The following is a 22,157-nucleotide window of genomic DNA, read 5'->3' on the forward strand; positions in this document are numbered from 1 at the left end:
GAGAAATAGAGTTAAAATAATCTTAAATGCCCGCTGCAAATGCGTTCCTCCTTCATGGTTATCAGATAGATTTTAATGGAAGTGGAGGAAAATAGCTTGTTGTAAAATATGGGATTTATTTCATGGTGACAGGCACCTCCCGAATTTTGTCGAACACCCAACTAGCAGCATTCTCCCTCAACGTGTATTTGTAGACTATTCAATTTCCCCTATCCGTAGATAGCCAGCAATATTAAGCATTTTCTAAGACAGCGCACTGCCGGGGACAGCTTTATTGAGGAATGGAAATACGTACACGCTTAGCAGAGAATACGATAATTTAAGGAATTAAAAAAATAGACCTGTGCTAAAAGCACAAGTCTATTCTAAGAACGAAAATTGGTTAATACCAGCTTACAAATCGGCCCCTATCAGCCTTTTCAGCGAAAGACTGCTTGACCCCGGCTTTTCACTGCCCGTAATGGCACTTCCAACAATGGCAATGTCCACAATACTATTTTTCAATGTACCAATTGTTTTTTCTGAGATTCCTCCTGCTATGGCTATCTCTGAATCCTCAAGTCCTTCTGCCGCCTGAAATAACGCCGGGTCTGCCAGCTGCCCCTCCTTCTGCATGTCTTTCCCAATATGGAGACAGAATAGGCGGGCTCCGAGCTGATGAATTTCCCTCGCTCTGGCAGAGTCGTGTATGCCCAATAGATCAATCATGATTCTTTTTCCATGTACCTCTGCTGCTTCGAGTGTTTCCTTAATAGTTCCATTATGCGAGAAGCCCATTACGGTGACAATATCCGCTCCTGCCCCGAAAGCCTGATTAGCTTCGTGCCTCCCTGCATCACATGTCTTCATATCGGCTACAAGCACTTTTTCAGGAAATTCCTTTTTCATGCTGCGGATGATGTCCATGCCATATTCTTTAATCACGCCTGTCCCTATTTCAATCCAGTCAATATTTTCATAAGCTTCCTTAACGATGCGGAAGCACTCCTCATTTGTCAGGCGGTCAAGAGCCAGCTGTACTTTCATCATTATCCCTCTTTCGTTAAAAATCCACAGGATTTCTCCTGTGGACTGTCATGTATTAAACTCCTGAATAGGCCATGAAACCGCCATCTACAGGTATGGTCACACCTGAGACGAAGCCGGAGTATTCCCCATCGGCGAGCCATAAGAGCGTGCCAAGAAGGTCATTGGGCTTGCCAAATCTTTTCATTGGTGTATGTGCGATGATTTTTTCTGATCTCGCAGTATGGGACCCGTCCTCATTCAGGAGCAGATCACGATTTTGTGAAGTTAAAAAGAAGCCAGGCGCGATAGCATTTACCCTCATTCCCGTCTCAGCAAAATGAACAGCCATCCACATGGTAAAATTGTTTATGGCCGATTTGGCAGCGCTATAAGCAGGCACCTTTGTCATTGGGGAATACGCACTCATTGAAGATATATTGATAATGATAGGCGAATCCTGCTTCAGCAGTTCCTTGCCAAACACTTGGCTGGCCAGGAATGTCCCGGTGAAATTGCTCGCAAAGACCTGTGAGAACCCCTTTTCGTCCATATCAAAGAAGGTTTTGCCGGAAGATTCCGGGTCAAAAGTTTCTGCTGCCGTGATGGCATCCGGATGGTTGCCGCCTGCGCCATTGATTAAGATATCCACACGGCCAAAACTTTTTAATACTTCTTCTTTTGCGCTTTCCAAAGAGGACCTGTCCAGAACATCTGCGGCAGCAGCTATGGCTTTGCCGCCTGACTCATTTATTTCAGAAGCGATGGCCTCTCCTTTTTCTGCAGTCCGGTTCAAAATAGCAACATTGACTCCATGCCTTGAAAGCTCCCGTGCCATTTCTGAGCAAAGCACCCCGCTCCCGCCTGTTATGACGGCGGTTTTCCCATTAAGGTTCTCATGAATTGGAAACATTAGAATTCCCCCGTTTTTCAGATTGATAGGCATCCCACAGCCCGTGAAGGTACATGATGCCAAGCGCCCTGTCATACAGTCCGTATCCCGGCCTGCATTTCTCATCCCAGATATGCCTTCCATGGTCAGGCCTCACATATCCTTCATACTGAATATCGGACAGTTCTTTGACAACCCCTTTAATATTAATGGATCCATCTGATGTCAGATGAGAGGTTTCAATAAAATCGCCATTTTCATATATTTTTACATTGCGTATATGGGCGAAAGGAGATCTTCCGGCAAACTCCGCAGCAAGCTTCACCATATCATTTGCCGGATTTGCCCCAAGTGAACCGGTACAGAATGTAATGCCATTGGAAGGTGAGTCAGAAATTGCAAGAAGCTTTTCAAGGCTCTCTCTTCCTGTCATGATGCGCGGAAGGCCAAATATGGACCATGGCGGATCGTCCGGGTGGATTGCCATCCTGATTCCCGCCTCCTCGGCAACAGGCAGGATTTCTTGAAGGAAATAACCAAGATTCCTCCATAAGTCTGATTCATCCATCCCTTTATAAGCTTCAAACAGTTCCTTGATCCGCGAAAGCTTTTCCGGTTCCCAGCCCGGCAGCGTCAGGTCAGAAGCAGCTGCAACCGTGTCTATTAATTCCTGCGGATCCAGATTATCCACCTTCAGCTTTTCATAAAAAAGGGCTGTGGATCCATCCGGCAGCTCTTTATAAAGCTCTGTCCTGGTCCAGTCGAAAATCGGCATGAAATTATAACAGATGACCTTGACGCCAAATTCACCAAGATTGCGGATGGTCTGTTTATAATTTTCTATATAAAAATCCCGTTCTTCATTTCCGAGCTTTATTGATTCATGAACATTTACACTTTCGACAACTTCTCCATGGAAGCCGAATGATTGAATATACTCGAGCTCGGATTGAATCTCTTCCTTCTCCCAAACATCTCCGGCAGGCTTATGGTGAAGTGCCCAAACTATGCCCTTTACATCCGGGATCTGCTGGATGTTCTCCAGGTTTACCGTATCATTATTTCTGCCATACCAGCGAAATGTCATGTTCATTTCTGCCCACTCTCCTCTGCAGCAGCTATGTATTTTTGGCAGAGCTCCGTGACGGCTCCCTTTCCTCCTGATTGATAGGCTTTATTCAAGTCGCTTCCAATCCCGGCAGCAACAGCTCCTGCCTTCAGCCAGCTGCCAATGTTTTGAAGATTCACTCCTCCTGTCGGCATGATCCTCACCTGTGGAAGCGGGCCATTGACTGCGCCGATGAAGGAGGGATCAAAGCGGTTGGCTGGAAAAAGCTTCACGATATCAGCTCCGCTTTCAAGGGCAGAAACAATTTCCGTAATGGTCATACAGCCAGGCAGATATGGTACGCTGTATCGATTGCATATTACAGCTATGTCGCTATTAAAATTGGGGCTGACTATGAAGCTGGCTCCGTTAAGAATGGCATGCCGGGCTGTCTCCGGATCCAATACTGTCCCGGCGCCTATCAGCCCGCCTTCACTTCGCACAGCTTCAAATACCTTCGCCACATCAGGCGTCGTATACGTCAATTCTATTGCCTGGAAGCCGCCTTCTAACGCTGCGGCTGATATGTCAATAGCCTCTTCGGCAGTCCTGCCCCGCACAACGGCAACAACCTTTGAATCTGCCAATTTATTCAACACTTCTATCTTTCCGTTCATTCTTTCACTCCTCATTCAAAGACAACAATGACTGCTTTGCGCACCTGGTCCGGATTTTTCTCAACAAAGTTGAACGCTTCCTGAACTTCATCAAGTGTAAATTTATGTGTAATAAATCCATTTGCTTCAAGCTTTCCTTCGTTCAGGAGGGAGATGACCTTCCCGAACTGATTTGTCTGCAGCCTGGAACCGACAATGGTAACTTCCTTCTTGGTAATAGGAAGCTGGGAAATGGGCGATGGCTTTTCATCAAAGCCCAGCACAACCACCCGTCCTGCCGGGGAAACCACATTTACCCCCAGCTCAAAAGTAGATGGCAGGCACACTGCGTCAATGACAACATTTGGCCCCTCTCCTCCGGTCAGCTCCATAACCTTTTCTTCAACAGATTCCCTTCCGGCATCAATAATTTCATCTGCCCCATTATCCTTGGCAAACGCAAGGCGTTCTTGTTTTAAATCCGTCATGATAACATGCGCGCCGCTAAGCTTCGCCATCTTCAGGATGCAAATGCCAATTGGTCCGCAGCCCTGGATGAGGACTGAGTCCCCCTCCTGCACGGCACCCCTCCAGACCGCCTGGGCACCGATCGTATACGGTTCAGCCAGGACAATTTCATCCCAGTCAAGGCCTGGGTCTGCCGCATGAAGCTGCTTTTCCGGCAGGACGAAATATTCCCGCATGCCGCCATCCTCATGTACGCCAAACACAGACAGGGTGCTGCAGACATTAGGCCTTCCTGTCCGGCATGCGTAGCATTCTCCGCAATAGCGGATCGGCTCAACCACAACATGGTCGCCAGGCTTTACGCCCGTAACGCCTGACCCTATTTCAACAACTTCTCCCGCGACTTCATGCCCGGGAACTCTTGGATATGTGGCCAGCGGATTGGTTCCATGATAGATATGCATATCCGACCCGCAGATTCCTACCCGCTTAACCTTTACAAGTACTTCTTCAGGATGAACGATGGCCGGTTTTTCCGTATCGATTATTTCCATTTCCATTGCTTTTGGTATTTGTACTGCCTTCATATTTTTTCCCCCTATTCAAATAAGCCCGGAAGGAACAGTGAGATCTGCGGCACGAATGCTACAAGCAGCAGGACCGCCAGGCTGACGCCAAGGAATGGCACCAGCTCCTTCGCTGTTTTTCCAATGGATACCTTGCCGATTTGAGATGCAACGAAGAGACATACACCGACTGGCGGTGTTACAAGTCCAATGACAAGATTCAATACCATCATGACTCCGAACTGGACTGGATCCATGCCGACCGAAGCGGCAACCGGCAATAATACCGGGAACAGGATCACAAGAGCTGCGATTGTTTCCATAAAAGTACCGACAAACAGCAAGAGCAGGTTAATCAGCAGAATGACTACAATTGGATTGCTTGAGATACCAAGAATGGTATCGGCAACCATTTGCGGAATCTGTTCGCTGACCATGATCCACCCAAACAGATTCGCAAAGCCGACCAGCAGCATGATGGAGGCTGTGCTTGTCATGGAGGACAGCATAATTTCCGGAATTTTTCTTACAGGAAGCTCCTTATAGACAAAAATTCCGATGACAAAGGCATACAAAACAGCAATGATGGAGGCTTCTGTTGGTGTGAAATATCCGCCAAGGATTCCATAAAGGATGATAACTGTCATGAACAGCGCCCAAAAGGCACCGGTAAAGCTTTTCCAAATCTCCTTCAGAGATTTTCTTTCCCCCTTTGGATACTTGCGCCTTACAGAAATGATGTAAGTAGGAATCATAAGTCCCACACCGAGCATCAGACCAGGCAGCGCTCCGGCAAGGAAAAGGTCTCCGATTGAAACCGATGCCAGCGTACCGACAATGATCATCGGCAATGATGGAGGAATGATAGGTCCTACTGTAGAGGATGATGCTGTTACTGCAGCAGAAAAGCCGGCTCCGTAGCCTTCTTTCTTCATTGCTGGAATCAGCACTGCCCCAATGCTTGCCGTATCTGCCAGTGCAGTTCCGGAGATTCCCGCAAATCCCATGGAGGACCCGACATTAGCAAGTCCAAGGCCGCCGCGGATATGGCCAAAGCAATTATTGGCAAAATTGATGATCCGATCGGTGATGCCTCCAGCGTTCATAAGGTTCCCTGCAAGAATGAAGCCCGGGATACATAACAGAACAAAGGAATTTAGTCCCCCGAACATTTTTTGAGGAATAATATTCAGCGGAATATCGCCAAGGATCAGGTAAATGAGCGATGACAGGCCAAGGCTGAAGGCAACTGGCACGCCAAGGAAAATCAAGATAATAAAAGAAAAGAACAGCACGGCTGCCATCATAGTTCTCCACCGCCAATCTGTGAATTAAAATCTTCTTTATTGCGGATAAGCCTGATGATTTTTACGATAGAATATAACACCAGGAAGATGCTCATAATCAGGATGGATGCATGAATGGCAGACATCTGGAAAGGCATGGTCGCTGATGTCTGATTTTTCCCAAGCTGATAAAAAAACCACCCTTCCTTCACCAGGATTACCCCAAGGAAGAGAATGAGCAAATATATAAATACCTCATAAAATCTGCGGACATTATGGGACATCTTTGTAAAGATCAAATCCACATTTATAAATTCCCCCCGCAGCAAAGCAAGCGGAGCCCCAAAGCAGATTGCATACAAAAACAGATAGCGGGTAAGCTCTTCAGTCCAGATGGCTGTATAAGGGAGATACCTGGACATAATCTGGATCATAACAACGATGATGACACCTGAAAAACTGGCAACTGTCAGAAAAGATAATGCACGGTCCAGCCAGATCCTTATTTTCATCGTTATACCTTCCTTTCTCTATAGCTGATAAAAGGTTTGAAGAAAGGCACTGCGGGCAAGATTCCCGGTGCCTTTCCCAATCAGCCGATCTATTATTCTACTTCCAGGATTTTCTCATAAAGCTCATACTGTTCAGGCTTCAGGCTGTCTTTGATTGCAGGCTGCATCTTTTCGCGGAAAGCATCCTGATCTACATCGATAAACTCCATGCCCTCATCTTCCAGCTCAGACTCAATTTTGGAAATTTCTTTGTCATAAAGCTCTTCCCCAAAGGCTTGAGCCTCTTCAGCTGCTTCCTTTACAGCTTTTTGCTGATCTTCGTTCAGCGCTTCAAACTGTTTGTTTCCTACAAGGATATAAATCCATGAATATACATGCTCTGTACGGTTAACATACTTTTGAACCTCATACAGACCGCCGCTCTGGATTAAGTCGACCGGGTTTTCCTGCCCTTTGATGACTCCCTGCTGAAGGCCTGTGAAAACTTCGTTAAAGTCCATAACCTGTGGTTTGGCACCCGCTTCCTCCCAAACTTTGAGGAATAAAGGAACGTTCGGCACACGCATTGAGAAGCCCTTCAGATCAGAAGGTGATTCAATCGGCTCTGATGAAGTAAGGTTTCGCGGAGCCCTTGTATGATAGTACAGCGGCGTCAATCCTGCTTTTTCAGTAATTTCTTTTTCAATCTCCTCACCGATTTCGCCTTCTACCACATTTTTCACATGATCAAGATCACGGAACGCATAAGGAACTGCCATCAAAGCTGCTTTAGGTGCCCAGTTTTGCAGGGTTTCGCCAGAGATAACCATATCGGCTGTGCCTGCCTGAATCGCATTAATGGTATCCGTTTCTCCCCCTAAAGAGTTATTTGGGAAAATCTGAATATCAATCTGTCCATCTGTTTTCTCTTCCACGAGGCTTGCAAATTCCTCTGCAGTTTTATGCCAGATATGATTCTCATCTGCCAGGTGGCCGAATTTCCACTTGATTACTTTTCCATCACCATCTCCGCTGGCACCGTCTGAACCTCCGGAACCGCATGCACTAAGAAGCAATGTTGCAGCCAAAACTCCTGATAACCACTTTGCTTTCATTTGTATTTCCTCCCCAAGTTTGTATTAGTTGGTTAAATATTCGTGTACTGTTGATGCAATGGTAATGCCTTCCTGCAGGTTTTTCTCCTCATTCCGCTGCTCAATCTCACCTGGAACAAGCACGCTTGAAAATCCTGGTGCTGGAGGCGACTGCCTGATTTCGTCCATCATGCGGTCCATATTTTCGAGAAACGCTTCTTCATCAGTGAAAAACGCAGGATTAATGGCACAGAAATAATGGCCAAGCTTTCTTTTTTTGTCCAGGTCGCCATACATTTTTGCAACATGCGGACCGAAAGCCGCTCCTGCAAGAAGTCCTGAAAAAATGTCGACAATCATGGAAAGGCCATATCCTTTAGGCCCGCCAAACGGCAGCAGTGAAACTACCTTGCCGGGATCCGTTACGGCTGCCCCATTTTCATCTACACCCCAGCCTTCAGGAATTTCCTTGCCTTCCTCTTTATGCTGAAGCACCTTGCCGAAGGCTACATTGGAAGTCGCCATATCCAGGATGAATGGCTTATTCACCTTTGCAGGGACTCCGTAAGCAATCGGGTTTGTGCCAAGGAAGGCCTCTTTTCCGCCGAAAGGCACCACAATTTTGTCGGTATGAGTCATGGCGATCCCAATCAGATTCTGCTCGGCAGCTTCCTGAACAAAATAACTGAGCGCGCCGCAGTGGCTGCTGTTAATGGCTGTGACCATTCCAATGCCGTTTTCCTTTGCCATGGAGATCGCCTGCTTCATGGCCTTATCACCGATTACATGGCCGAAGCCGTCATCGCCATCCACTACACCGGTCACCGGCCCTGTTTTGTTGAATGTGATATTGGCATCCGGATTGATGCCCCCTGCATCCAGGCGGTTCACATAATGCTCCGTCCTGAGCACACCATGCGAATTTACGTTGCGGAGATCGGCATGGACGAGTATTTCCGCTACTTTTTCTGAATGCTCCTGATTCAAGCCAGCAGCAGTAAGTTTTTGGATAACCAGCTTTTTAGCTTCTTCGTGAGAAATCGTTATTGTAGACATGATGGGCCTCCTACTCAAGATTGGTATGGTTTTTTTTCATTTCATCGTTTGCATCTTTTTCCTCAAGGCTGTCAATGATGGCTGCATCGAGCAGAAGGTGGGCGGCCTGATCGAATTGGTTGCCCAAAGGCTGAATGGTCTTTGGCTCTCCCGGCAGGCGATATTTTGTCGCAGCCGGAATAACTAGGCATCCGGCAAAAACAGGACTCTGGACAGCCTCCTTGCTTGTCGTGACTAGAAATACCTTCGCTCCTGTCTTTGAAGCGTTTTCAGAAACGGACATAGCCTGGCCGGTTTTTCCGGACCCTGATAAAACAATAAGAATGTCTTTTTCCGCAATCGCAGGTGTTGTTGTTTCACCTACAACATATACGGTTTTACCGCTATGCATCAGGCGCATGGCAATTGCTTTGGCAACGAGCCCGGATCTGCCTTCTCCCGCAAAGAAAAATCTTCCGTCTCCTTTTAGGAGTTCAACAAATGACTGATATTGTTCAGCATCAACTGCTGTACAAACCGCTCTCATTTCCTCTAGAATGGCAGCTGTAGTTTTCATAGGCTCCCCCTCAGCGTTCAACGACTTTTTCTTTATTTATAAATGCCTTTACTTCCTCCAGGTATGGCAGTCCTTCATTATCCCCTGAAACGGTTGTAACAAGTGCACCTGAACCATTGGCAAAGCGGAGAAGCTCTTCCGGGCTGTATTCATGCAGCCAGCCGTATGTATAGCCTGCATCAAAGCCGTCTCCGGCTCCCACTGTATCAACTGCTTTTACCGGAAAGCACTCTGCCTTTGTCCAGCTTCCATTTCTCAGAAGCTTTGAACCATTTGCCCCGTCCTTGATGACTAGATCATCAATACTGTAATCGCTTGCAAACGACTCCAAATCTTTTTCAGAATCACTGCCGTTGATCTGTCTGATTTCATCCAGCCCTGTCAGGAGGATATCTGTATATGGAAATATGGCTTCATAAGCTTTTCTCGCCTCTTCGATCGTCCAGAGCTTAAGCCGGATATTCGGATCGAAGGAGACTGGTATTTGTTTTTCCCTGGCCAGCCTGGCAAGCTTTAATGAAATACCCGGATTTTTTTTGTCTATTGCCATGAACACGCCTGTCAGATGAAGGAGGTCTACACCTTCCAGAATCTTTTCATCAATCATGTCTTCCGATAAGGCAAGAATCGGCGAGTTGTAGCGGTAATAAAAGGTCTTTCCTGACCCATCCTCGTTTATCTGCTTAAAATTCAGCGAGGTAGGGCTGCCTTCTACAAAATCCACTGCTGATGTATCTATTCCTTCACCGCGGGCAAAGTTGTAGATGACACGGCCAAATTCATCGTTGCCAAGCCGGCTGACCCACTTGCTGCTGAGGCCAAGCCTTGCGCATCCTATCGCAAAGTTCAGCTCAGCGCCTCCTATCTTGCGTTCAAAGCTTGTCACAAACCTAAGCGGGCCTTTCGCCGATGGATTAAGGGTAATCATGGCATCCCCTATGGTTAAGACTTTTTTCGGTGATGTCATTTGCTTTCTCTCCTAACTCTTTATCGACTCCCGCTCAACCAGGAGCGGAGCGTATCTTTTTACTTCATATGATTCTGCCATTCCCTGCTCGCCTATAAGCCTCAGAAGCTCTACGGCTGCATCCTTGCCAATCTCAAAGGTTGGCTGTTTAATAGCTGTGATTGGTGTGGCAGCGATCTCAAGGAAATCAGAATCGTCTATTGCTACTACACTGACATCCTCCGGTATACGAAGCTTCTTTTTTCTTAGAAACTTCAGAAGTTCGATAAGGGAAAGATCATTTGTAGCAAAGAAACAATCGGGCCTTTCGTCTGCAATCCAGATATCTTCAAGCTTGTTTAAAATTTCATGACGTTCCGCTGCTATGATCCAATCTTCATTTGGAGTGATGCCGTTTTCCAAAAGCTTTTTTCGGTATCCTTCAATTCGCTCCAATCGGGGAGTTACTTTGTAAGCGGTCGACATGGACACCACCCCGATTTTCCTTTGTTGATGCCTTAGCAGCTCTTCAACGGCAATCTCTGCAGCTTTCACATTATCAAGGAGGAAAGTGGGATAAATGGGCTTTACCGGCTTTCTGTCGACGAAAACAATGGGAAAAGTCGAGCGCTTGAGCTGCTCATAGAGCAGGGCATTCCCTTTTGTAGGAAAGATGATCAAGCCATCCACCTGCTTTGCCAGGAGCATATCAATATAAGCGCGCTCCTTTTCAGGATTCTCGTCTGAATTGCAGACAAACAAGTGAAAATGGTTTGTTTCGCAGACATCCTCTATCGCCCGGATGATCTCTGTCGAAAATGTATGCAGAATATTGGCGACAATCACCCCTATTGTGGACGACTTTTTCTGCTTGAGGCTTTTAGCCACAAAGTTAGGTATATAGCCAAGCTCACTGATCGCTTCCTGAATCCGGATCTTCGTAGCCTCGGCCATATATTCATAGCGATTATTGATATATTGCGAGACTGTGCTCTTGGAAACGCCTGCCTTCACCGCAACATCTTGCATTGTTATTTTATTCATTTTATGGTCCCTCTCTATAAACCGATTTAGTAAATCGGTTTAGTAAACCGGTTTAGGAAAAGTATAAATGAAACCCCTTTCAAAATCAAGGTTAATTCTGAAAATTTTAATAGCGGTGACAGGTACCTCCCGAATTTTGTCGAATCTCAAACTTGATAATCGGGCTGAGCAAAACAGCGCAACCCATGGGAACATATTAAAATACGGGTAACTGCACGAAAATAGGAGGCGCTTTTCAGCACCTCCTTTCCCAATAAGTATCCTATGGCTTTACATACTCTACAAACTCCTCCATAGTCGTTTCCGCCACCACCGGCAGCCTCGGGATCTCATAAATGCGGTCGCCCCTCTCTGCCGCTTTTTTCTCTACAGTAAATGCCATTCGAAACCCTAGATTGATTAGGGAGTTTATCGTATTCGGAGAGTATTCACCGTAAGGATAGGCAAACGCCTTTTTTCTGCCTTCCAATTGCCTGATGCTGGTTCTTAGGTCTTTTTCAATCTGATCTGACTCTTTTGTCAGCAGAAAGGAAGCATCCTGATTAAACCGGTTTTTTTCCCTCTGGTGAAGATTGTAGGTATGGCTCTGATAGTCGAATACATCACAGCCTCTTTCTATTTCATGAAGGCTGAGATACTGGATTTCCTCAGGCACATAAGGATGGAGCTTGCTTGTCACATACCCGGTTATGATAAAGCTGACAGCTGTGAAATTGTATTTTTTTAAGATAGGATAGGCCTCCACATAGTTATCCTTATAGCCATCATCAAAGGTGATAACAACGCTCTTAGCAGGAACATCCTTTTTTCTTGCTAAAAAATCGTATAGCTCAGATAACGTCAATGATGTATAGCCTTCCTCTTTTAAATAGGCCATTTGCTTTTCAAAGTCTTCCTTTAATACAACCATTGGATTCAGTTTACCTTTGATATAGTGGCTTTCAGACAGGTCCTCTCTGCTTACAATATGATGGTATGACAAGACAGGAACTTTAGCTGCCGCCTCTTCTGGAGGCTTTTTTATCGTAGATTCTTTGGTGCAGGCATCCAAGTCAAAGGATTGGTCTGCGGGATATAATCCCTGATGCTCAACAGCGAGAATATCATATTCGTCAACAACAAAACTGAAGCCTGATATCATCAGGGTCAGCAGCACCAGAAAACCAAAAGCAACCGCTCCCTTTGCAGCCTTCATGCTCACGCCTTTTCCGCCCCTTTCCATGCCAGATTTCCAGACCTCTCAAGCTTATTCCAGCTTTTGGATTTATGAAAAAAGGACAGCGTCCCGTAAGCGACAAACAATAGATTCATAATGCGATAGAATAATATATCCGCCGGCAGAAAGACAAGGATCCTGAGTATATCCCTCTTCCGAAAGGTAACCCCATGCAGATGGCTGATAAATAATGTTGTAAAAAATTGATAAATATACAGGAAGACGGCCCCTGAACCGAGCATGAGCACAAGCAGAAGCTGGCCCTGATTCAATAGCAGCATGGCCGGTATCGCCAGCATTGGAAAGGCATTCAATGTGCCGACAAGGAATTGGTCGAACAAAAAGACAGTAGAAAAGCCAAAAGGCAGTTTGCGGAAAAAGGATTTCCGGTATTGTATCAGGCAGTCAATAAAGCCTTTCTGCCAGCGGACCCTCTGCTTGAACATGTCCCTCAGCGTACTGGGGCATTCAGTATAACAGACAGCGGCTGGGACGTAGGAAATTCTGTGGACACAGCCATGTTCTTTGATCAGCTTCTGGATCTTAAGGGTAATATCCATATCCTCGCCAATCGTTTCCCGAAAACCGCCAATATTAAATAGGACCTCCCGGCGGAATGCTCCAAATGCTCCTGCTATGACCGTCATGGCTCCGAGCGATGCCTGGGCCCGTTTATGAAGATAAAACGCGGTTAAATATTGGAGGAACTGAAATTTAATGATCCCCTTTAGCTTAAAAGTAGGTTTAAGATGATGGACGTGCCCGCTGAAAGCCTGTGCGATAAGGACGTTTCCACCGCAGGCAATGATGCTTGAATCCTGGAATTCAGCATTCATTTCTGAAAGGCTGTTCCTCTCCAATATGCTGTCCGCATCAAGCGTAACAACAATGTCATTTTGGCTGAAGTTGATTCCGGCATTCAAGGCATCCGATTTTCCGCCATTTCGCTTGTCAATGACAAAGATATTGGAGTACCGCTCTGATTGAAATACAGCTGTTATCTCTTTATGCTCTAATTTTCTTGAAAAAGCCCTTCTGCATGGAACCAGGGACAATAGCTCTGTAAGCATGCCAATTGTATGGTCAGTTGATCCGTCATTTACAATGATCAGCTCTGATTCCTGATGCCTCTGGCCACTGTAGCCAATGATACAGGACTCAAGCACTTTTTCTTCGTTAAAAGCAGGCACAATGACGGAAAAGCTGTACATTTGCCTGACTTCCTTGCGCTTTTTTTTCTCTTCCTTGAACAATGGAATTAAAATATACAGGGACTGCATAATCACAAAGGCAAAAAAGATGGCAAAAGATACATACAGCAGTACTATCACTGGCCTATCCCTCCTTGTTGGTATACCCTGACATAGTCAATCAGCAATTCTTTTGGAAAATCATCCTGCGGATCCGGCGGTCCCGGCCAGTTTCCGCCAATGGCCGTATTTATGTACAGAAAGAGAGGCGAATCCGGCGAAAAGTCATCAGTTTCAAAGACGTTTCTGCCGTCCAGTGTCCATATGATTCTTCCCGGTTCCCATATTAGACCGTACAGATGGAAATCCTCAGAGAAATCAATATCCTCCGTTATCTTTGTGTAATCCCTTTTTTGTTTGCCGGCTTCGTCCTTCCAATGAACAACATAATAAAGCTCGTTCGGAGCCTGGCCGATATTCTCCATGATATCTATTTCAGGCAGCCAGTCTTCGTCGGAATTCACAAGCCAGAAAGCGGGAAATATGCCTCTGCCCTTCGGCAGCTTCGCTCTGATTTCAATTTTTCCATAAGTGAATTCAAACTTGCTTTCAGTCGTAACAGCACCAGAGGTATAGCTTCGCCCCTTATAAGACTCTTTTCTGCTTGAAATAACCAGGAGATCATCCCTGACATCAATATTTTCCGGAAGGTAGTACTGCCATTCTCCATTTTTTTCTGATGGCCAATTTTGCGGATTCCACTTTATGAATGACTTTTCATCGTGAAATTCATCATTCCAGACAAGATGCCACCCATCTTTCTTCGTCATATCCACTGAAGGGGCAGCCATTTCTTCTTTACCGAATACTCTTTCTGGCATCTTCGCAGCCGTTTGCTTTTCATGTATAAATTCACTGCCTGGCAAAGCCAAAATAAGAAGAAACAAGAAAAAAATCTTCATGGACGCACACCTTCTTTTTAAGAGATTAAATATTCTTTATTAAGAACATAAAGACAGCACTTTTTTGTTCTCTTTAAAGAACGATATAGTTTATATTAACAAACAGCTTTTTATTCGTCTAGTAATAACTAAAGTTATTAAAAAACCTTGCAGGAAAATATCAAAATATACAGAATATTGACAATAAAATACAATTAAAGGAGATGATCATATGGAGCAGGCTGTCAAAGAAAAATGGATTTGCTCTCAATGCCAATCCGAGATTATGGACCACACGGAGTTTGTCGATAATGATGGAGTTTGTGATGATTGCTACAGCATCCCTTTGAAGAAAAGGCGGGGGCTGGTTATTCGGTGACAGGCACCTCCCGAATTTTGTCGAAGTATGAAAAGAAAATTGCATTCAAAAAGCCGGCTGAATTTTCTTCAGCCGGCTTTTCTTTGGTGACAGGCACCTCCCGGATTTTGTCGAAACAACTGGAAGATTCCTTCTCACTTTTTTAGTTCATCATTTCTGCTTTTCGCAGGAATTCTGCGAGGATTTTTGCCATTTGGTCACGTTTGGTGTAACCGTTTGGATTGAATGTGGTTTTCGTCATTCCTGACATGATGCCTGATTGATAAACAGCCTCTGCACCTTCTTTTGCCCATGCTCCAAATTGGCTGGCATCTTTGAAGTCTGTCAGCTTTTTATTCTCATTCAGCTGCGACTTGTCAAACTCCAGGAGGTCCAGATCCATTGCTCTGGCGATCATGACCGCTGCCTGGGCACGTGTCAGTTTTTCGTTTGGCGCAAATGTGCCATCCGGTTTGCCGCTGATAATGCCGTAGTGGACAGCTGCTGTCAGCTCTCCGTTTGCATTGAACCACTCATTCCCCTTAACATCAGAGAATTTCTTATCATACGCTTTTGCCGGGAGCCCTAAAGCCCTTACAAGCAATACGGTGAATTCTGCACGGGTGATTTCCTCCCCTGGTGCATACTTCCCATCTGCTTTTCCTTTAATGATGTATTTGGAAGCAAGGGTTTCAATATACTCTTCTGCCCAGCTTAACCGGTCAACATCCGGGAATGACTTATCATTCTCAACTATGGCATATACGGAATTTGTCAGTGATTTGATTTTCGCCGTTTTGCCGTCAAATACAGTTGGAACAGCTGTAAAGCTGCCATCCTGATTAAATCTCACTGCAGTGGACTTGCGAGGATCAAATTCCTTGCTGCCCGTAATCTCTTTTTCTGCAAACTTTCCAAATGCTGAAATGCTCTCTTTTTTATCTCCAGCATGTGCCTCAAGCTCAAATGCAAACGCATCTGACACAACCTGAGCATTTTTAGACGGTGCTGCAGTTCGATTAACCGATACTGTAATATAAACATCATCTTCAGAAACACCCAATTTTTTGGCCAGGGCCGCAGTATCAATCTCTGATACAGGAATCCTGTAGATTGCACCATCTGCCTGGATTTCAATGATGACATTTTTATTTTTTCGAACAGCTTCACTGAACAGCTTTGCCGGCAGCTGTGCCAGGACAGTTTCCCCTGAAGCCGGCTTTTCCAGTTTCACTGCTATCATATTTCTATCCGCTGAGATGGTATTAATGATCTCCGCTATCTTCTCGGAACGGATTTTTGTAATAACCTCCATCTTGCCGGATGGGTTCTTTTCTCTTACTATATCCGCCGCCCCTGCCGGAAGCTGAATGGTTCCAGGCTTCCCAGGTGCAGGCGGATTGGCAGGCTCATGATTGCCGCCCCCATTGCCGCCAGAATTACCCTCTCCCTTTGTGCCCTCCTTGATGATTACGACTGTTAATGGATCAAGGGTCAGCTTGCCATCTGCCAATGTAAAGCCGGACGGATTCTTAACGGCCTTGGTTCCAGCTTCATCGTTATCGACAAGAACAGTCCCTTTCGAGAGATCCAGTTCCCCAAGTGTCAGGCTGCGGGCTTTGCTGTCAGCATTCATGAACACATAATAGCTGCCAGTTTTGTCTGTTGATACATTTTTATAAGCAATCAGCAGATCCTGATCCTTCATTTCAGGGAAATTAAGCAGGGAAACGTTTTTGTCTACAAGCTCTTTCTCCCCGAGGCGGAAGGCGTTTGTTGATCTTCTCAGTTCAATTAGGCCTTCAGTGTATTCGCGTGTCATTGTATTTACTTTATAAGCTGATGCATTTGTGGCTTTCTGCCAGTCGAATTTGTTGATTGCATCGGATGAATCATAGGAATCATGGATAAAGTAGCCAAACGGATCCCCTTTTTCATCTGTCAGCTCATGGTACTTCTGTTCCGGCACTCCTTCAGCAAGCCATTGCTTTGTCCGCCCGTATTCCTGGCCGGCATGCAGGAAGGCAGTTCCCTGCGAGGTCAGGATCAGCGAGTTGCCGAGGCGGATGCGCTTATGGATTTCCAGATTATTTTCCGGGATGGCCGGGTCTTTTTTAATAGACTGGGCGATGACATCGTACAGCGGCAGATTATCGTGCGCGGCGATGTACTGGACCATATCGCCCGGATCATCATCTGCAGTGTTGGACGGCTGGCCTTTGATATTATTGAAAATAACACCCAGATCACGAGCACCGCCTGTGATGAATCTCGGCTCCCCTTCCGAACCGAATCCGGATTTCAGCTCATTGCGGATTTCATCAGAGAACACACCAACATCATCGGTTTTATCCATCCAATCCTGATCTGCTCCCATTCCTTCAAGTGCCGGGTCAGCAAGATGACCTGCAAATGTCCGCCAGCCTTCACCGATGAACAGAGCATCCGGATTGATTGCGGCAGCTGCATCATAGGCATTCTGGATAGACGGATAGGTTGCATCCCCCATCATGTCGAAACGCATGCCATCAATCTTGTATTCGTCAAACCAGTATTTCACTGAATCTACCATCAGCTTTTCAGCCATTGTATGGCTTGTTGCCAGGTTATTGCCGAACCCTCCAAGGAAATTGCCTTTGGCATCCTGGAAAGCATAGTAGTTCGGCACAATATCATTGAGCGTGCTTGCTTTGGCCATATGAGTGTACACAACGTCAAGGACCACACCCATGCCGGCATCGTGGATTGCGTCAATCAATTCCTTCAGTTCCTTCACCCGCAGCTCAGCGTCTTCAGGATTTTCCGAGTAAGCCCCGTCAGGAGAGAAATAGCTGTGCGGGTCATAGCCCCAGTTATACTCGTTTCCTCCTGCAGAATATTCCATTTCCCTCTCGCCCATCTGGGTTTCATCGCCAAAATACCAGGCCATCACAGGCAGAAGCTGGACGTGTGTCACACCAGTCGACTTAATATAATCTAGCTTGTCGATGAATGCTTTATAAGAGCCCCATCTTGAGTTCAAGTCGCCTTCAATCGAAGGATCGGAAGTGAAATCGCGGACATGGACTTCATAGATGATGGCATCCTCGCGCTTTTCATATCCTTTGATGCTGGCATGGTCAAAGCCGTTCGGATCTGTTCCCTTCAGATCGATGATTGCCGCTTTTCCGACATCATCTCCGTCCGGACCTGCTTCCCCTTTCGTGTTGACGGTAAAAGCAGCCATCGACTTAGCATAAGGATCGAGCACCTTTTTCGTTACTCCGTTATTGGTTACTTCATACTGATAGTAATAGCCTTCAAGGTCTTCTATATCAAGCTCGGAAGGCTGAATGTCTATTGACCAGACACCCTTATCGCCAAGTTCCAGGTCTACACTGCCGATCGGCTTGGCAGCGTCTTTTTTATCATAGAAATTGGCCGTAACCTTGCTTGCTGTCGGCGCCCACAGTTTCAGCACCGCTCCGCCGTTTTTGTAGGTGGCTCCAAGGTCATCGCCATCATAGCTGTACAGCTTATCAAGCATCCGCCAGCCGGATGATGCAGAAACTGTGCGGCCGGAATAGGTTACGGACAGCGGCAGTTTCTCAAGATCGAATACTGCTTTAACTTCAGCCGTTTTATCACCAGTAATCTTTGCACTTGTAATGGATATTTCTTTACCGTCCTTATCAGTGATAGATAAGCCAGCTTTCAATCCGTCTGCAGTCAATCCTTCTGTCATTGTAAAGTTCAATAGAATTGTATCTTCTGAGATGACTTCTGCAGAGGTCATCCCTGATGCCACATCTCCATATGGGGAAATATAGACAACATCGTCTCCCTGCTTGATCCATAACTGATTATATTTATCCAGCAGGTTGAAGGTCTTATCACCGGCATCCTTTTCCCCAGTGCTTTCGTTCACGATAAGGAAGCCCAGTTCCTTGCCATCTTCATTCAGTTCGATGTCAGCATACGCCCCGTACCGGTCTGTTCCGGTAAAATCAGCCGCGCCAGCTGGCCAATTATCAGAAGGAGCTGCTGAATCGCCCCAGTGCCATAGTCCGAAATCATCATAGTCCCCGTTGTCACGGGTATAATGGATGCGGACGGTGTTGTCCGGAAGATCGACAGGTTCATAGGTATACACCTCATCAGATCCCTGCTTTATCCAGATTTCATTCATCTCCGGCGAGGAAATGGTCAAGCTCTTATCGCCGCCGTCCTTGCCTGCATCCCCTTTGGACACATCCATGATAAGGAAGCCGATATTTTTGGCTCCTTCAGCAAGGGGTACATCAATATAGGCACCATAGCTGTCTTTCTTTTCAAACATGGTTGCGCCGACCGGCCAATTGGCTGACGGAGATTTCACGTCATTCCAGAGCCAAGCCCCGTAGTTTTCATAGCTGCCGTCGGCACGGTTATAGTGGATGCGGACAGAGTTCTCAGGAATCGGCTCGATTTCAGGTTCCTCGCCCTCTTCCCCGCTTTGAAGCGATGCCCCTGTGATGCTGCCGTTTTCCACGGTCAGCAGGACAGTGCCGCCATCTGAATTGGCCGGGATTGTCAGCATAACTTCTCCCGATTCAGTAGTTTGATAGCTTTGATCAGCATAATGGTCTGTTACTGTGGCTGCTTTTGAATCAACAGCCAGTTTGATGGTTTTTGCCTTATCCGCTGTGTTCAGGCCGGCATAAACGGTCTGTTCCCCATAGCTGCGGGCAAACAGCAGGAATTGCTCCTTGTCAGAGCCGCCGATCACCGTACGGTCACCTTTGGCAAAAACCTTGGAATGGTCTTTCCTGAAGTTAAGGATCTTTTTATAATGCTCGAGCATGTCATTGCCTTCCACTTGATCCCATGCAAAATCATAGCGGTTATCATATTGCGGGTAATTATTGGCGCCTGTCTGGCCAAGCTCTTCTCCGTAATAGATGACAGGCTGGCCTTTTGCCGTTGCCTGCAGGGAGGCTGCTACCTTCATTTTGCCCTTATCACCGCCGAGTGAATGCAGGAAACCATCCTCGTCATGGCTACTTAAAAACTGGCCCAGTGTTGCGGTGTTATCCACTTTTGCATTCCGGGCAGCAAGGGCATCATTGGCGGCCTTCAGCTTGCCGTTTACAAAATTGCGGGCTGTTTCTTTGAAGCCGAAGTCCAGCAGGGAATCCATCATTCCGGACTCGAGGTAGCCAAGATTATTATCTGCACTTGCTCCCCATGCTTCACCGATCATTTTGAATGCCGGCATTTTTTCGGTGAGTGCATTTTTGAAGCTCATCCAAGTGGCATCTTCCACGTGCTTGACAGTATCCACACGGAAGTAGTCAATTGTATTGCCGTCTGCCGTTGTTGCTTTTTCAATCCAGTCTGCCTGCCAGTCGATGATCTGCTTGCGGACAGCAGGATCCTCTGTTTTAATATCCGGCAGGCTGGACAGCTCGCCAACCACTTCATCGCTGCCCACATTACCCTGGCGGACGATATCCTTGAAGCGGCTCCGGTCTTCATCATCCGGGTAGCCTGGCGGAGGGTTTTCTTTGCCGGCATCCAGCTCTTTGAGGCCGTATCCGGTATGGTTCAATACAACATCCACCATGATTTTAATGCCGCGCTCATGGGCTTCGTCGATGAGGGTATGGAAGTCCTCCATTGTGCCGAAATGAGGATTCAGCTTGCTGAAATTTTCCGCCCAGTAGCCATGGTAGGCATAGTATGGCTCGCCATCGGCCTCACTATCACGGACATCATATTGAATATTTTCCACGACCGGAGAGATCCAGATCGTATTGACGCCAAGCTCATCAAGGTAGTCCAGCTTTTCTGTTACCCCTTTGAAATCCCCGCCCTGGTAGGCGCCGCGGGACTCGTCATAATTCAGTCCGTATGGATCATTATTGGAGGAATTGCCGTCAAAGAAACGGTCTGTCAGCATAAAGTAGATGACTGACTCATCCCAGTCGAAATCAGCTTCGCCGGCAGATTGCCGTGTTTTAATTTCGATTTCAGCGTTTCCGCTATATTCATTGCCATAAGAATCCACTGCCGTAACAGGAATCCTTTTCACTCCCGCGGTAGTGCTGTCATCTGCAGCAATGGTGATTTTGCCGAGTGAAGGGTCGATTTCCAGCTGATCAGGACCTCCCAATGAGGAAGTATCAGCGAGAATTTTAGTAATCTTCACCTCGTCAGTCTGTCCTGCTATATCCACACTCAGAACAGCATTTTGGCTATAATCGATGGCTGCTGGCATGGTTGAGGCAGATACAGTCAAGTCAGCCTGCTGAAAGTCGATGGCAGAGACACCGTCCTTAGTGTTATAAGGATCTGTGACCTCTGTTGTCTTGCCGTCTTTGGTAACAAGATAAGAGTACTCATGCTTCCCGTTCGGGATATTTTCGTATGTAAGCATGAATCGCTCGTTTTCCGGCTCATACACCATCTCTTGTGTTTCACCGTTGAACTTGAGTTCAACTTTTTCAATAGAATTCATGCTGTCATTGGCAAAAAGCTCTTTATCGCGGTAATAGAAAGTGGCATTGCCTTTATTGATAACAGGCGCTGATCCGCCCGGGACAATCCGGATCTTTTCCACACCGCTCGTGATGTATGCTTTTGTCAAACTGTCATTTTTGTTCACAGGAATGAAGCGGTCGCCAAATTCCTTTTCCGCAGTATCCCAGTCCTCTGTGCTGCGGAGCACAAAGCCGAACTGCTTTGTTTCAGGGGCAACAGCAATATTGACGGTCGCAACCCCGTTTTCATAGGATTCAAAATTAATCTGGTCATCCTTCACGCCTGTGTTCCAGGCCCAGATATTCCAGCCCTCATAGGCTTTGTCATCGCGGGTATAAGTAAAACGGACCTGCCGTTCAGAGGTTTGTGCCGCTTCAGGGGTGTCGGATGCTTCTGTTTCAGCTGCTGCCGCAAGTGCCGGCATAAATGGCAGCCACAGGCTTAATAGCATAATGGCCGACAGGAAGATGGACAGTTGGCGTCGGTTTTTTTGCATGAATTGCTTTCCTCCTTTTGGTTGGTTGGATAGGATAAACTTTGTTCGGGGGTGCCTCCTTTCTGTCTGTTTAATCCTGCAAGCTGACGGGCTGAGTCGCGAAAGCGTTTGCACAAAGTTGCACAGAAAAACAGAAACAATATTGCTTTGAATGGATATTGAAGAATGAAAAATGATGGTACCAGCGAAGGAACACCTGTGCAAGCGTTTGCAGGATTATTAAGAAAATTTTACAATAACCGGCAATCCCTTACAACGGAACAAAGTCCTATAATGTGCCAGGGTGGGCCGGGGGGTCAGACCCCTTGGCCCATTAAACGTAAATAAAAAGGAACAAGGGGCTGTCC

17 protein-coding genes are annotated in these 22,157 nt (G+C 46.4%); 1 reads left to right on the forward strand and 16 read right to left on the reverse strand.

Going from position 1 to position 22,157, the window contains the following annotated elements:
• Positions 1-393: 393 nt before the first annotated feature.
• From hxlA to FZD51_RS07370, 15 genes are all read right to left on the reverse strand, one after another.
• Entirely contained in the window at positions 394-1,029 is a 636-nt protein-coding gene (gene hxlA, locus FZD51_RS07300; protein ID WP_338120374.1) for a 3-hexulose-6-phosphate synthase, read from the reverse strand.
• Between the two features lie 52 nt (positions 1,030-1,081).
• A complete protein-coding gene (locus FZD51_RS07305; RefSeq protein WP_148974143.1) occupies positions 1,082-1,918 on the reverse strand; it encodes an SDR family oxidoreductase in 837 nt (278 codons plus the stop codon).
• Positions 1,902-2,990 (reverse strand): mannonate dehydratase, encoded by a 1,089-nt coding sequence (gene uxuA, locus FZD51_RS07310; RefSeq protein WP_148974144.1) that lies wholly within the window; start codon positions 2,988-2,990, stop codon positions 1,902-1,904. Before uxuA ends, FZD51_RS07305 begins: the two co-directional genes overlap by 17 nt.
• The gene (locus FZD51_RS07315) at positions 2,987-3,622 is read right to left on the reverse strand and encodes a bifunctional 2-keto-4-hydroxyglutarate aldolase/2-keto-3-deoxy-6-phosphogluconate aldolase (protein WP_148974145.1); all 636 of its coding nucleotides are present in this window, start codon (positions 3,620-3,622) and stop codon (positions 2,987-2,989) included. The genes uxuA and FZD51_RS07315 overlap by 4 nt, the downstream gene beginning before the upstream one ends.
• Before the next feature lie 11 nt (positions 3,623-3,633).
• The gene (locus FZD51_RS07320) at positions 3,634-4,656 is read right to left on the reverse strand and encodes a zinc-binding alcohol dehydrogenase family protein (RefSeq protein WP_148974146.1); all 1,023 of its coding nucleotides are present in this window, start codon (positions 4,654-4,656) and stop codon (positions 3,634-3,636) included.
• 11 nt (positions 4,657-4,667) lie between these two features.
• Entirely contained in the window at positions 4,668-5,942 is a 1,275-nt protein-coding gene (locus FZD51_RS07325; RefSeq protein WP_148974147.1) for a TRAP transporter large permease, read from the reverse strand.
• Positions 5,939-6,433 carry a TRAP transporter small permease gene (locus tag FZD51_RS07330; protein ID WP_148974148.1) on the reverse strand — a complete coding sequence of 165 codons (495 nt, stop codon included), beginning with the start codon at positions 6,431-6,433 and terminating at the stop codon, positions 5,939-5,941. Before FZD51_RS07330 ends, FZD51_RS07325 begins: the two co-directional genes overlap by 4 nt.
• 92 nt (positions 6,434-6,525) lie before the next feature.
• Entirely contained in the window at positions 6,526-7,527 is a 1,002-nt protein-coding gene (locus tag FZD51_RS07335; protein WP_148974149.1) for a TRAP transporter substrate-binding protein, read from the reverse strand.
• 24 nt (positions 7,528-7,551) lie between these two features.
• Positions 7,552-8,562, reverse strand: coding sequence for an ureidoglycolate dehydrogenase (allD, locus tag FZD51_RS07340; protein ID WP_148974150.1), 1,011 nt, complete (start codon positions 8,560-8,562; stop codon positions 7,552-7,554).
• Between the two features lie 10 nt (positions 8,563-8,572).
• Complete coding sequence (gene hxlB / locus FZD51_RS07345) at positions 8,573-9,118, reverse strand: 6-phospho-3-hexuloisomerase (RefSeq protein ID WP_148974151.1); 546 nt, start codon at positions 9,116-9,118, stop codon at positions 8,573-8,575.
• Positions 9,119-9,128: 10 nt separating this feature from the next.
• Entirely contained in the window at positions 9,129-10,085 is a 957-nt protein-coding gene (locus FZD51_RS07350) for a sugar kinase (RefSeq protein ID WP_148974152.1), read from the reverse strand.
• Between the two features lie 12 nt (positions 10,086-10,097).
• Positions 10,098-11,108, reverse strand: coding sequence for a LacI family DNA-binding transcriptional regulator (locus FZD51_RS07355; RefSeq protein WP_148974153.1), 1,011 nt, complete (start codon positions 11,106-11,108; stop codon positions 10,098-10,100).
• A gap of 262 nt (positions 11,109-11,370) precedes the next feature.
• A complete protein-coding gene (locus FZD51_RS07360; RefSeq protein ID WP_262380776.1) occupies positions 11,371-12,303 on the reverse strand; it encodes a polysaccharide deacetylase family protein in 933 nt (310 codons plus the stop codon).
• 2 nt (positions 12,304-12,305) lie between these two features.
• A complete protein-coding gene (locus FZD51_RS07365; protein ID WP_148974155.1) occupies positions 12,306-13,655 on the reverse strand; it encodes a glycosyltransferase family 2 protein in 1,350 nt (449 codons plus the stop codon).
• Positions 13,652-14,476, reverse strand: coding sequence for a glycoside hydrolase family 16 protein (locus FZD51_RS07370; protein WP_148974156.1), 825 nt, complete (start codon positions 14,474-14,476; stop codon positions 13,652-13,654). The genes FZD51_RS07365 and FZD51_RS07370 overlap by 4 nt, the downstream gene beginning before the upstream one ends.
• A 211-nt stretch (positions 14,477-14,687) precedes the next feature.
• Between FZD51_RS07370 and FZD51_RS26080 the strand changes: the two genes are divergently transcribed.
• Complete coding sequence (locus tag FZD51_RS26080; RefSeq protein ID WP_187445659.1) at positions 14,688-14,834, forward strand: hypothetical protein; 147 nt, start codon at positions 14,688-14,690, stop codon at positions 14,832-14,834.
• 142 nt (positions 14,835-14,976) lie between these two features.
• On the opposite strand, the gene FZD51_RS07375 is transcribed toward FZD51_RS26080, so the two are convergent.
• Positions 14,977-21,810 (reverse strand): pullulanase, encoded by a 6,834-nt coding sequence (locus tag FZD51_RS07375; protein WP_187445660.1) that lies wholly within the window; start codon positions 21,808-21,810, stop codon positions 14,977-14,979.
• Between the last annotated feature and the right edge of the window lie 347 nt (positions 21,811-22,157).

The organism is Bacillus infantis, assembly GCF_008180445.1.
In the GTDB taxonomy this organism is placed as follows: Bacteria; Bacillota; Bacilli; order Bacillales; family Cytobacillaceae; genus Bacillus_AB; species Bacillus_AB infantis_B.